Raw genomic sequence first — 11,335 nt, 5'->3', positions numbered from 1 at the left:
ACACGACCCACGGACGAGACTCCCTCTTCCCCACGGACGGACTAACGAGCACATCAACCGACAGTCACGCGACTACGACTTTTGTTAGGACCTCTAAGGGCCTTTGGCGCTGGCCTGCCCGTGCCCGAGGGGACCGTTCGCCACGCCTTCGCACGTCCGGCCACGGACCTGGCCAAGCAGCTGCGCCGTGGCTTCGGTCCTATGCCGGTGGACGGTGATCTCCGGGAATGGGTGTACGACGGCGCGGCCGACCTGGCCGGCACCCAGGAGCGCCGCCTTACCGCAGTGCAACGCCGCGTCCGAGCGATCGATCGGCAGGTCCGGGCGAAACCGGACCTCGCCCCGGGGTGGCGGTTCGCCATCGAACTCGACCCGGGAGCAACCAAGGCCGACCCACTGGACAGGACCGACTTCCTGTTCCACTCGGCGATCACAGCCATGGCTGGCCCCGGCGCGATGACCCCCGATACTCTCGCCCGGGCAGCCCGCAGCTTCGTCACTGACGGCACCCCTCAGTGGGCCGCCCACCTGTTGGAGACCGACCCCCGAGACCCGCTGGCGGCCCTGGCAGACCCACCGCAACACCAGCTTCCGGGCCTACCTCCCGACAGCATCGCCAACCACCTCTACACCGTGGCCCGGGCAGCTCCGATCGAGCGGCTGCGAGCAGCCTGGGCAGCGGCAGGGGAGATCCCGTGTTGGGCGGAAGCCAGCTGCGCGGCCGTCGAGGCCGAGCTGTCTGCCAGCCAACCAGCAAAGGCCACTGAACAGTGGGCGATGGGCATGATCTTCGGGGCGAGTCGGGCCTTTCTGCTGACCGGCCTGTCCGAGCCGGACCCGACGCTGGCAGAGCAGACCGCCACCGCCGTGCAGCTGATCCTCATGGCCGACGCCTTCAACATCACGCTCGCGATCACCGACGACGACGGCCGCGAGGCGATGCGGCGGCTTGCCCCGCCCTTCCTCCTCGCCCTGCTCGCGGTGGAGCAGACGGTCCCGGACCTCGCTTCGGCAAAAGGACGTGAGCTTTACGGCACCTCAGGGCAGGATGGTCGGCCGTGAACACCAATGCAATCAAGGGCGATTGGACCCGAAGGGTCTACCTGACCTGGCTGGCCCGGGACGTCCGGTACGCCCTTACCGCGCTGGACCGAGCGGCGGAGCTCGCCAGTCAAGATCCGGCCGACCCGCGGGCCTGGATGCTGTTGGAGTCCTTCCTGACGTACACCGCGAAGGTCTCCAAAACTCTCCAGCCTGTTCCGAGCGGCAAGCCCCGCAAGGGCCAGACCCAAGAGGGCTGGGCCTGGCGGCAGGTCCGGGGCGAGTATCTACGCGAGCTGCTCGGCGTCGATCTGGGGTCACCCGTTCTCGAGCGCGAGGTGCGCAACGCCGCCGAGCATTTCGACGAGCACCTGGACGAGTGGGTCGCCCACTACCCACAGCCCACCGCAAGCGACTGGGAGCAGGGCATCACCTTGTCGTTCCCGGCACCTCCGACGCAGCACCTGGGCACCGCCCCATGGCGCGTCAAGGTGGTTGGGTGGGAGATGGACCTCACCGCAATCAAGAACGAGCTGCGACAAATCTTGGCCAGGGCGGCCAAGATGGAGCCGTTGGTCGGGCTTCCGGACCCCGGGCTCGCAACCGCGCTGGCGGGTCTCCCGCCGTTCCCCTCTGAGCTGCGTCTCAACGCGCCAACCAGGCGGCCAAACGAGCACATCGTGACCGGCAGCGGCCAGCCGATCCCCGCTGCCGACGCCAACACGGCGCCGGCAGCGGAAGGGCCTCACGTCGCCGCCGCGGTGGTTGTTCAGGACTGCCAGGTGTTGCTGGTCCGCCGCCGCAACCGCGAAGGCGCACTCCTGTGGCAACTTCCCGCCGGAGAGCTGCAGCGCGGCGAGGCGCCACACGATGCCGCCACCCGCGAGACCCGGGAGGAGACGGGGCTCGACGTCGTCTTCTCCGAACTGCTCGGGGAACGGCGTCATCCGGACACCGGCCGGTACCTGTTCTACGTGGCGTGCCAGGTAGTGGCCGGTGTCGCCGAGGTGGTCACGCCTGAGGAGATCGCCGAGGTGACGTGGGTCGAGCACGGTGCACTCCCGAAGTACGTGCCACAGGGGTTCTTTCCGCCAGTGCAGGCGTACCTCGACGCCGCTCTCCTCCCATGACTCCGGTGTGTTCCGGGCCCGAGCACCGCATCGATTGACCCCGGACGCCAACACCAGATGGGACGAACCAGGCAGATCGAGCACTCGGTTAACGGTGCATCCAACGCAACATCGTTGTATCGGTTGCTCCTTCCCGGGCGGAAGACGTATCAAGGGAGCCGGCTTCGGTCGGCCCCCTTGATGAAGCCCCAGGTCGAGGCCGTTCGCGGCATCCGATGAATGTTGCATCGGATGCAATACCGCTCGTTAGGCGAAGTAGGCGCCGCTGAGGAGTCCGTCGAATCCGAGCGCGGCGTACATCTCCTCGAACGACTCCCACTCCTGCTCGTCGCCGCCCGCGTCACGCGAGGCCTCGACGTCCGAGGCCTCCAGGTCCCGCTCGCGCCACTCGTGCGCGCAGCGGCATCGGACGAACACGAGGTCGGGGTGGACGTGGATGAGGAGCCAGTCGCGTTCTGCGGCGCACATGGCGCAGGTGATGAGGATGCCGCAGGGGTTGAGCGGGCCCGGGTGGGGGACGGCGAGGGTGGCAGGGGCGGGCTCGGAGGGCTGTGGCTCGTGGCCGAAGCGGAAGTGGGTGTAGCGGTCGTCGCCGGCGTCGGACGTGGTCAAGGAGCCCCCAACTCTCGTGATGTATAGAGTGAAATGCCCGCAGCGCGGAACATGTTCCCTTTTTGTCCGATTTCGTCAGGTGATCCGCATCACCCGGTGGTCAGGGTCGTCGAACGAGGTGACGGTCAATCACGTCGGCGGTCTGGGGCGGGTGGTGGAGGTTAGTTCGTACCGGTCGCTGTGGCGCACGGGTTTTCCCGGGCGGAGTATCGCGTTTCTCCCATGGCCCGCGGTGGCGTACAGTCGGGTTCACCGACGCGGGGTGGAGCAGCTCGGTAGCTCGCTGGGCTCATAACCCAGAGGTCGCAGGTTCAAATCCTGTCCCCGCTACGACGAAGGCCCGGGGCCGCGCACAGTGTGCGCGGCCTCGGGCCTTCAGTGTTGTCAGTCGGTGGTGATGTCGAGCTGGCGGGCGGCGTCGGCGAGGTGCTGGAGGCAGATCTCGGCGGTGGCGGCGGTGGCGACGAGGTGGGCGACGCGGGCGGTGCCGAGGTTGCCCGCGGGCGGCAGGGCCACGTGGTCGCCGGGCTGCTTCTCCCACACCAGGCGTTTCAGCCAGTGCTGGTGGCGGAGTGCGGGGTCGGCGGTGGCCCGGGTGAGTCGGCCGTCCGCGGGGGCGTAGGCCATGTGGATGGCTGCGGCGCGGCGGCGGGTGGGGGTGAGGTCGGGGCGAAGGCCGAGGGCGATGTCTGCGGCGGCGAGCGGCAGGTCGATGCCGGCGGCCTCGCGGACGAGGTGCGGGATCAGGTCCCCGGCGAGCCGGCCGTTCACCTCGATCAGGCGCGGGCCGCTGGCGGTCAGGCGCATCTCGACGTGGGAGACGCCGTTGGCGTAGCCGACCGCGTGGAGGGCCTGGACAGCGACGGGGCCGACGAGGGCGAGGAGCGGGTCGCCGGCTTCGACGCTGTGGCCGGTCTCCTCGAAGTAGGGCGGCGGGCCGAGGCGCTTGCGGGTGACGGCGACCGGGGTGGTGGCGCCGCGGACGGTGACGCACTCCACGCTGATCTCCGGGCCGTCGAGGTACTCCTCGACCAGGACGCCGCACCGGCCGGTGGCGTGCTCGTAGTCGCCTGCCGCCTGGTCGGCGAGGTCGAACGCCGCCGGGAGGTCCTTGGGGGTGGCGGCGAGGCTGACGCCGATGCTGCCGGCCGCCGCAGCGGGCTTGAGGACGACGGGGTACCCGATCGTGGCTGCGGCGGCGCGGGCCTGGTCGGGGGTGTCGGCGCGGACGCTGGCGGCGGAGGGGACGTTGAAGGCGGCGAACGCGGCACGGCTGGCCGCCTTGTCGCGGCAGGTGTGGGCGGTGGCGGTGGAGTTCCCGGACGTGGCGAACCGGCAGGCGAGGTGGGCTGCGGTGTGCTGGGCGAACTCGTCCCAGGTCAGGACACCCTTGATGTGGTGGTCGGCGGCGAGGCGCTCGGCGGCGGCGAGGCTGGCGTCCGGGTCGCTGGTGTCGGCGACTTCGTGCCCGTGGATGTAGGGCGCTTCCCAGGTCGGCTCGCTCGGGCTGAGGAGGACGACGCGGTGGCGGGCGGCGATCTGCTCCAGCGCGTAGCGCCTGTACTGCTCGTCGCCGGCGGATACGAGCAGGAGCGTGGGGATGGTGCTGGTCAGGGGGGTCCTTCCGAAGGCGGGCGGGGACGGGGCAGGTGTCACCAGGGCAGGGTGGGGTGGTGGTGCAGGGCCTGTTCGCCGAGGCTGCGGGAGAGGGCGGCGAGCGCCTTCGCGGTGGCGGGGTCGGGGGCGGGCAGGTGCACGACGGTGCGCAGGACGTGCGGCTGGTACCCGAGACGTTTCTTCGCCCGGTAGTTGGCCCGCCCGGCGTCGATGTGTCGGGCGCCCTGCTCCATGGCCCAGCGGGGTGCCTCGGTCATCAGCCAGGTGTAGGCCAGGCGGCCGAGGGGGTGCTGGTAGTCGATGCCGGACGCCCAGAGGTAGAGGCGGTCGTCGTGGAGCCAGCTGTACAGGCCGCCGACGAGGTGGCGGTCGGTGCGGGCAGCGAGGAGGACGGCACCGGGCACCTCGGCTAGGCGCTCGAACATGTCCCTGCCGTACAGGGTGGCGCCGTGGCGCTCGGCGGTGCCGACGGCGAGTCGGGTGAACTCTTCCAGGTGGGGCAGCATCCGCTTCCCGGTCAGGGGGTGGAGTGCGAGTCCGGCCTCGGTTCCGCGTCGCCACTGGCGGCGGATGTCCCGGCGGTGGCCGGTTGGAGTGTTCGCCCACCAGTGGTCGAGCCCCGAGCCGGGGTCGAGGTCGCGGACGTGGGCGACGTCGGTGGCCAGGTCGAGGACGTGCGCGGCGCCCTGGCGCCGACCGGCGGCGGCGAGCCGCTGTGCCTGGTCGGTGTCGAGGCCGGGGTAGACGACGGCGCGGGCGCCACGCTCGTTGGCGAGGTCGAGGCCCGCGCGGGCGGTCACGGCGGCCGTCCGGTCGGTGGCGGCTCCGGCGCCGCCGTACTGGCCGTGGGGACTGCCGGAATACAGGACGGGGCCGGGCCACACGGGCGCGGCGCCCGCGTCGACTTCCTGGCTGGTCCAGTACGGGCAGCCGTTGGCGCCGACGAGGAAGTACGGCACGGTCTCGGTGACGGCGGCGTCGAGGTCGGTGATGTGCAGGTGGCGGTGGGCGTCGATCTGCTCGGTGCTGACGTGTTCCCAGGCGGCGGTCCACTGCCGGGTCCGGGAGGGGTGGGCCGCGCGGTGGTCGTCGCCGGGGGCGTCGTCGATGGTGTCGTACCAGACGCCGAGGGCGCGGGTGCGCTCGTGGTCGGTGGGGGTGTGGGTGATGTGTCGCTCCGAGGGTCGGCGTACGGGTTGGGCAGGGTCCCTGCGGCTCAGGCGGCCTTCAGGTGCTGTTCGGCGTCGTCGTTGTGCTCCCAGGCGGTGCGGTGGGCGCGAAGTCCCCGGAAGCAGGCCCAGGTGCCGGCCGCGACGACCAGGCCGGCGGTCGCGATGAGCACGCGCAGGTGGTCGGCGGGCCAGAGCGCGACCAGCAGCCCGGCCAGTGGGAGCGGGGCGAGGATGAGCAGGACGGTGGTGGCGAGCGTGGCGGCGAAGTCCCGTTCGGGGATGAGCCGGGTGCGGGCGGTACGCAGGACGACCGTGACCGCGCCCTCGCCGGCCATCAGCAGTGCGACGGCGGTGGTGTAGAGGGCCAGGTCGGGTGCGAGGGCGCTGGCGATGGTGGCGGCGCACATGGCGGCGGCCGAGGCGGTGCCGACGGCGAGCAGGCCCCACCGGTCGATGGCGCGGTGGGCGGTGGCGACGGCGGCCAGCGAGAGGGCTGCGGCGATGCTCCACACCAGGCCGACTGCCGCGCTGGTGTGGTCCAGGGTGCGGGTGACGGTGATCGGTGCGGACACCTGCAGGAGCCCGCTGGCGAGGTTGACGCAGGCGAGCGCGCCGACCAGCCAGGCCAGCGCGGGGGTGCGGCGCAGGGTGCCGAGGCCGGTGGCGAGGGCGGTGAGCGGGTGCCGGGCCGCGGGTTCGGCGGTGACGAGGTGCAGGCGCGGGTGGTGGGTGCGTACGGTGGCGGCGACGGTCGCGGTGACGGTGGACAGGACGGCGACGGCGGCCAGCAGCAGTGCGGGTCCGGCGAGCAGGAGCAGTCCGCCGATCAGCGGGCCGATCAGGAGCGCGGTCTGGTCGGTGCCGGTGAGGACGGCCTGCACCCGGTGGGCGCGGCCGCCGACTCGTCGGCTGGCCTCGGCGCCGACCGCCTCGTTCGCCAGGAAGCTCGCCTCGGCCAGCATGCCCGCGGTGACGCCGAAGGCCAGCACCAGCCAGGGGCCTGCTCCGGCGGCCAGGCCGGCGATGGTGGCGAGTGCGGCGCCCGCCCGCAGCAGGCTGGTCGTCAGGACGGCGACGCGGGGGCTTCGGCGGTCGATGATCGGGCCTGCGCCCGCGATGGCGATCAGGCGCGGCAGCCATTCCAGGAGGAACGCCAGTCCGGCCCAGGCCGGCGACCGGGTGAGGGTGAGGACGAGCAGCGGCACGGCGTACATCACGACGGCTGCGGCGAGGGAGTCGGTGGCGCGCAGGAGGTAGCAGCGCAGCAGCCAGTCGCGCTCGGCCGCGCCGGCTGGGCGGTAGCGGCGGGTTGCGGCGGTCGGACGGGGCAAGGCGGTCTCCCTGGTCGGGCGCGGTGGGGTGGTGGGCCGGATGCGGCGATGCCTGCGATGCCGTCGGTGGCCGGGTCCTCGGCGCCGTCGGGGTTCGGCGGGGGTGACCGGTCCGGTCGGTGGCGGCGGTGTGATGGCCTGTCGCCCTGGTGGTGGGCGGTGCGCGCTGTCGGTGCAGTGCGGTTCAGCGGGTGGGGCGCCGTGGGCCGGGTTGCGGCGTGGTGGCCGGGGCGGCGCCGGTCGGCGGGGAGGCGTGGGTGGGTCTGCGGGCGGAGCGGGCGCGTGCCGCCCTGGCCGTTTCGTCGGCGTCCGGGACGGGTGCGCCGATCCTCGCGGTGACGTGCGCGGCCAGGTCCGGCAGCGGTCCGTTCGCGAGCTGCAGGGCGTAGGGCCATGCCTGGTGGTCGCGCAGTTCTTCGAGGCGGCGCCGCTCCGGGGCGGACTCGGCGCCGGGCGCCGTGGCCGCAGCTTCCTTCCAGGCGGTCCGGATCTCCTGGATGCGGGCGAGCGTGTCCGCCGTCGTGTGCAGTGTTCGCAGCTGCGGCCCCACGAGCGGGTCGAGGTGGTCGTCGGCGACGGTGGCGGCCCGGATGCCGGCGACCAGGTGCGGTCCGTTGGCGAGGATCGTCTCGACGTGGCGCCAGGGACTCCGGCTTCGGGCGGCGCCCAGGTACCGGATGTCCTCGGCGGCGAAGCTCAGCACGACGGTCCGGGCCTCCCACAGTGCCCGCTGGTACTGCGGTGCGAGGGTGCCGTTGATCGCGTCGCCAAGGGCGGCCGGGGCCGCGCCCGCGGCGAGGGACACGGTGCCGGGCCGCCGGACGGAACCGAGATTGTACCCGCCCAGGCCTTTGGGGACCGCGGCTCCCACGATGAGCGGGGAGTCCTCGCCCATCTGCACGGCGAGGAGCCGTTCGCCTGCCGGTCCGGTGAGGAAGGCGGCGTCGTGCGGGGCGGCTGTGGTGGTCCACGGCGCCCTCCAGCCCCAGGTCTCGTCCTGGAGGTCGGCGAGATCGCGGCCGGGGGTGAGGTGGCACGGCTCGGCGGACCAGAGCGGCAGGTGCTCGGCCAGGTGCGTGGCGAGCGCGGAGTCGGGTGCCGGGCCGCGCGGCCGGTCGGGCAGGGCCCGGCCGTCCTCGTCGAAGTACACCAGCACGGACTTCTCCGCTGCCGAAGCCGCCCGCGCGGAGCGGCGGGACGGTGTGAACAGGGCGCTCGGCTCGTGCCACTTTCCGTCGCTCAGGTGGCCGGCGAACATCACTGACTCCCAGTCGGGGTCCGTGCAGGGGACGAGGTCGCGGTGGGCGGCGAGCAGCTTCTCGAACGCGGTGAAGTCTTCGCTGCGCAGGTCGGCGTGGTCGATGTAGAGGTTGGTGTCGTCGGGCATGGGTCCGCTTCTTGGTCGGGCGTCGTCGGGGAATGGCACAGGGGCTCGGTGGCCGGGCCTGGGGTGGTGGATCGGCCGCCGACGGAGCCCTGGTGGCGTCCGTCGGCGGCCGGGTCAGCGGCGCCGTCGAGGGCCGGCGGGGGTGACGGGGGTGGCGGGCGCCGCAGGGGCGCTGGCCGGGCCGGGCCGGGCTCCGTCTGCGGCGGCGGGGTGGGGCAGCTTGGCGATGTGCCGCACCCGCCAGGTGAGGACGGCGGTCTCCGAGTCGGCGCTGTCCAGCTCCCGCCATGAGCGGGCTCGTTCCAGCAGCGCCTTCGGGTCGTGTCCGGCCGCCTCGGCCTCGGCGAGCGCGGCGGCGAGCGCGTCGAACTCGGGCGCGGCCAGCAGGGGGTGCGCGCCCTCGCCCGGCACCGCCCGGCGAACGGCCCGTTCCTGGCGCTCGCGCACCTGCGGCGGCAGGGCCCGTCCGCGTTCCTGCAGGACGGCCATGGGCCTGGCTGCGGCGTGCCGGTAGGCGGCGCGCAGGTGGGCGGCGGCCTCTCGGGCGGCGGCGGCCTGCTGGCGGTGGCCCTGCTCCGCGTGCCACCGGCCGGTGGCGATGACGAGCAGGACCAGGAGCGACAGCAGGGTGGCTGCGGCCGATCCGTCCGGGCCGCGGTTACCCGCGTACCCGCCGGACAGCACGGCGCGGGCGGCGCTGCGCACCGAGCGGGCGGAGGAGTTGGCTGCGCGCACGTGCGATCGGGAGGCGCGCTCGTAGGCCCGGGCGGCGGCGAGCAGTTGCTGTTTCTGGGCGGGCAGGGCGGTGGCGGCGAGCGCGTCGAGGACCTCTCCGGTCGCCTCGGTCACTGCGGCGGCGTCGGCCGGTGTCTCGCTGTCGAGCACGTCGAGGGCCTCTGCCGCCACGTCGGCCGCCCACAGTCGTGCGGTCGCGGCCGGGGAGCGGCGTCCGCCGGGCGTTCGCCCGCCGCCCGCCGGGGCGGCGCTCTGGTCGTCGGCCGTGCGGTCGTCGAGCGGCACCTGGAGGCGGCGGCGGATTCTGGGCAGCGTCAGGTCCGGGGCGAGCCGGTACCCGCCGAAGAACACCGGCTCTCCCGCGCTGTCGCGCTCGCCCACCAGGGCCACGCTGTATCCGAGGGTGTCGCCGGACGGCCCGGTCTTCCGGTTGACCAGCACGCCTGCGGCCTCCAGCCGGGCGAAGAACTCCTCCTCGTCGCGAGCGCCGGCCAGCGCCTGGCGGACGGCGTCGCGCAGCCGCTGGCGGCTCGTGTCCTCCTGCCCCAGGCGTTGGGCCTTGTGCTTCTCGCGGTTCGTCGGCTCCTTGGCCGCTGTTCCGTCGCCGGGGTTGAGCTGCCGCAGTCCCCACTCCTTCTCGATCGTGCGGCATGCGGCCTGGGCCCGGGGGTAGTCCTTGCGCAGGCGGGCCTGGGTGAGGTCCCCGCGGACCGTGGTGGCGACGATGTGGATGTGGTCGGTGGCGTGGCGCACGGCCACCCACCGGCAGCCGTCCGGATCGCCGTCCGGGGCGATGCCGGTGGCGGCGACGACCCGGCGGGCGACCTCGGCCCACTCCTCCTCGGTCAGGGGCCGGTCGTCCGGGGCGGTGCGCACGGAGCAGTGCCAGACGTGCTTGGCGGGTCGGCGGGCGCGGCCGAGCTGGTCGACCCGCATGTCGAGCACGGTCTGCAGCTGCTTGAGCGAGGCGTCTATGTCGCGGCCGGGGTCGGGGGCGAAGCCGTCGAAGGAGGCGACCAGGTGTGGATCGGTGTGCTCGTCGCGGCGGCCGGGGCCGTAGAGGTAGGCGAGCAGTCCGTAGGTCTTCGAGCCCATGACGATGTTCGGCATCATGCGGTTAGTGGCCGTTCAGGAGCTTGGCCGAGGCGGTGTCGATGGCGGTGACGGTCGTGCGTACGGCGGCGAGGGCGGCGACCAGGTCGGCCGGGTTCGGCAGGCCCCCGGAGTTCAGCTCGCGGGCGATCTGGTTGAGGTTGTTGCCGACGCGGGCGGTCTGCTGGCGCGCGGCGGCGAGTTCGTCGAGCGATCGGTCGAGACGGTCGTCGGGGTCGAAGGAGGTACTTCGTCGTGCGGCGGCGAGCGCTGCGGCGGCGACGAAGCGGGCGGCGGTCTGCGCGCGTTCGGTGGCGGCGCTCTTGATCTCGGACTCTTCGGACAGGCTCAGACGGACGGTCAGCTTGCGCTGGCGCTGCTGCGGCTCGTGGAAGCGGCGGCGCGGGCGGCGAACGGTGCTCGGCTCGTCGTCGGCAGCGGCGGTCATCGGTGGTCTTCCTGTCAGTTGGTCCTGTTCGCCGGTGCCCCCTGGCTTCGGCGAGTCGAAGTCGAGTCGAGCGCCCCCGCTCGGCCCGGCTTCGGCTTCCCCGCCCCCTTGGGCGGGGCGTGCGCCGTGGACCGTCCGATAGGACGGTCCACGGCACTAGCTCGCTCCGCCGTAGGGGGCAACCCGTCCGGGACGGAGCGCGGAGTGTGGTCGGGACAGCGGTGTCGGCCCGTGGTGAGGAACCTGATCCGGACGGCTAGAAGTCGTCGTTGGCCAGGCCCCGAGCGGCGAACGCGACAGCCAGGTGGTCCATCACCAGCTCCTCCACCTGGTCGCTGGTGAGGTGCTGGGCCTGGCTGTTGGCCGTGCGGCGGACGGTCCAGTGGCCGTCGCCCGCCGGCGTGGCGCTGTGGAGGTGGCCGCGGCCAGCGAGGACGGTCAGGAAGTCGGCGACGAGGTCGGTGTCGGCGAGGACGGCGTTGCTCATGGGGTGTCTCCCGAGGGTTGGGGTGGGGGTTGATGAGGCTGTGAGGTCCGCGGTCAACGGTGCGGTGGCGGGGGTTTGTCGCTGCGCAGCTGCTGGACGAGTTCGCCGGCCACCTGGTTGGACACCGGCAACCCGCTCTCACGGATGGCGGTGGCCACGACGGCGCGGGTGATCCGTCCGGCCCTCGCTGCGGCCTCACGGCCGATCCGCAACATCTCCTCCGGGTCGGAGCCGCCGGACCGAGGACCCGGACCGTCCACGCCCGGACCGCCGGACCGAGAGC

10 protein-coding genes, 1 tRNA gene and 1 pseudogene are annotated in these 11,335 nt (G+C 73.0%); 3 read left to right on the top strand and 9 right to left on the bottom strand.

Annotation, left to right across the window (positions count from 1 at the left end; all coding sequences use genetic code 11):
* Positions 1-207: 207 nt before the first annotated feature.
* Positions 208-1,062, top strand: coding sequence for a hypothetical protein (locus ABT263_RS08565; protein ID WP_352288982.1), 855 nt, complete (start codon positions 208-210; stop codon positions 1,060-1,062).
* Entirely contained in the window at positions 1,059-2,171 is a 1,113-nt protein-coding gene (locus ABT263_RS08560; protein ID WP_352288980.1) for an NUDIX hydrolase, read from the top strand. Before ABT263_RS08565 ends, ABT263_RS08560 begins: the two co-directional genes overlap by 4 nt.
* A 246-nt stretch (positions 2,172-2,417) precedes the next feature.
* On the opposite strand, the gene ABT263_RS08555 is transcribed toward ABT263_RS08560, so the two are convergent.
* A complete protein-coding gene (locus ABT263_RS08555; protein WP_352288977.1) occupies positions 2,418-2,783 on the bottom strand; it encodes a ubiquitin family protein in 366 nt (121 codons plus the stop codon).
* A gap of 256 nt (positions 2,784-3,039) precedes the next feature.
* Between ABT263_RS08555 and ABT263_RS08550 the strand changes: the two genes are divergently transcribed.
* Positions 3,040-3,113: transfer RNA gene (locus tag ABT263_RS08550), tRNA-Met, on the top strand.
* A 54-nt stretch (positions 3,114-3,167) separates the two neighbouring features.
* Here the strand turns inward: ABT263_RS08550 and ABT263_RS08545 are convergent.
* The 8 genes and pseudogenes from ABT263_RS08545 to ABT263_RS08510 all read right to left on the bottom strand — a co-directional run.
* Complete coding sequence (locus ABT263_RS08545) at positions 3,168-4,439, bottom strand: ATP-grasp domain-containing protein (RefSeq protein WP_352288974.1); 1,272 nt, start codon at positions 4,437-4,439, stop codon at positions 3,168-3,170.
* The gene (locus ABT263_RS08540) at positions 4,436-5,359 is read right to left on the bottom strand and encodes a GNAT family N-acetyltransferase (RefSeq protein ID WP_352288971.1); all 924 of its coding nucleotides are present in this window, start codon (positions 5,357-5,359) and stop codon (positions 4,436-4,438) included. Before ABT263_RS08540 ends, ABT263_RS08545 begins: the two co-directional genes overlap by 4 nt.
* 257 nt (positions 5,360-5,616) lie before the next feature.
* Positions 5,617-6,903, bottom strand: coding sequence for an MFS transporter (locus tag ABT263_RS08535; protein WP_352288968.1), 1,287 nt, complete (start codon positions 6,901-6,903; stop codon positions 5,617-5,619).
* A gap of 184 nt (positions 6,904-7,087) precedes the next feature.
* A complete protein-coding gene (locus ABT263_RS08530; RefSeq protein WP_352288965.1) occupies positions 7,088-8,290 on the bottom strand; it encodes a hypothetical protein in 1,203 nt (400 codons plus the stop codon).
* Positions 8,291-8,404: 114 nt separating this feature from the next.
* Positions 8,405-10,138, bottom strand: coding sequence for a relaxase/mobilization nuclease domain-containing protein (locus tag ABT263_RS08525; protein WP_352288963.1), 1,734 nt, complete (start codon positions 10,136-10,138; stop codon positions 8,405-8,407).
* A gap of 4 nt (positions 10,139-10,142) precedes the next feature.
* Positions 10,143-10,565, bottom strand: coding sequence for a plasmid mobilization relaxosome protein MobC (gene mobC / locus ABT263_RS08520; protein WP_352288960.1), 423 nt, complete (start codon positions 10,563-10,565; stop codon positions 10,143-10,145).
* A 256-nt stretch (positions 10,566-10,821) separates the two neighbouring features.
* The gene (locus ABT263_RS08515) at positions 10,822-11,052 is read right to left on the bottom strand and encodes a hypothetical protein (RefSeq protein WP_238863347.1); all 231 of its coding nucleotides are present in this window, start codon (positions 11,050-11,052) and stop codon (positions 10,822-10,824) included.
* Between the two features lie 53 nt (positions 11,053-11,105).
* Positions 11,106-11,335, bottom strand: a pseudogene (locus ABT263_RS08510) (hypothetical protein); the annotation flags it as partial.

Origin of the sequence: Kitasatospora sp. NPDC001603 (assembly GCF_040298365.1) — a bacterium.
GTDB lineage: Bacteria > Actinomycetota > Actinomycetes > Streptomycetales > Streptomycetaceae > Kitasatospora.
The sequence above is the reverse complement of the archived record's forward strand: the minus strand, read 5'-3'. Positions and strand labels throughout refer to the sequence as shown.

Coding starts and splice junctions, on each gene's coding strand:
- ABT263_RS08530 (WP_352288965.1), bottom strand. CDS start 8,290: ATGCCCGACGACACCAACCTCTACATCGACCACGCCGACCTGCGCAGC.
- ABT263_RS08525 (WP_352288963.1), bottom strand. CDS start 10,138: ATGATGCCGAACATCGTCATGGGCTCGAAGACCTACGGACTGCTCGCC.
- mobC (WP_352288960.1), bottom strand. CDS start 10,565: ATGACCGCCGCTGCCGACGACGAGCCGAGCACCGTTCGCCGCCCGCGC.
- ABT263_RS08515 (WP_238863347.1), bottom strand. CDS start 11,052: ATGAGCAACGCCGTCCTCGCCGACACCGACCTCGTCGCCGACTTCCTG.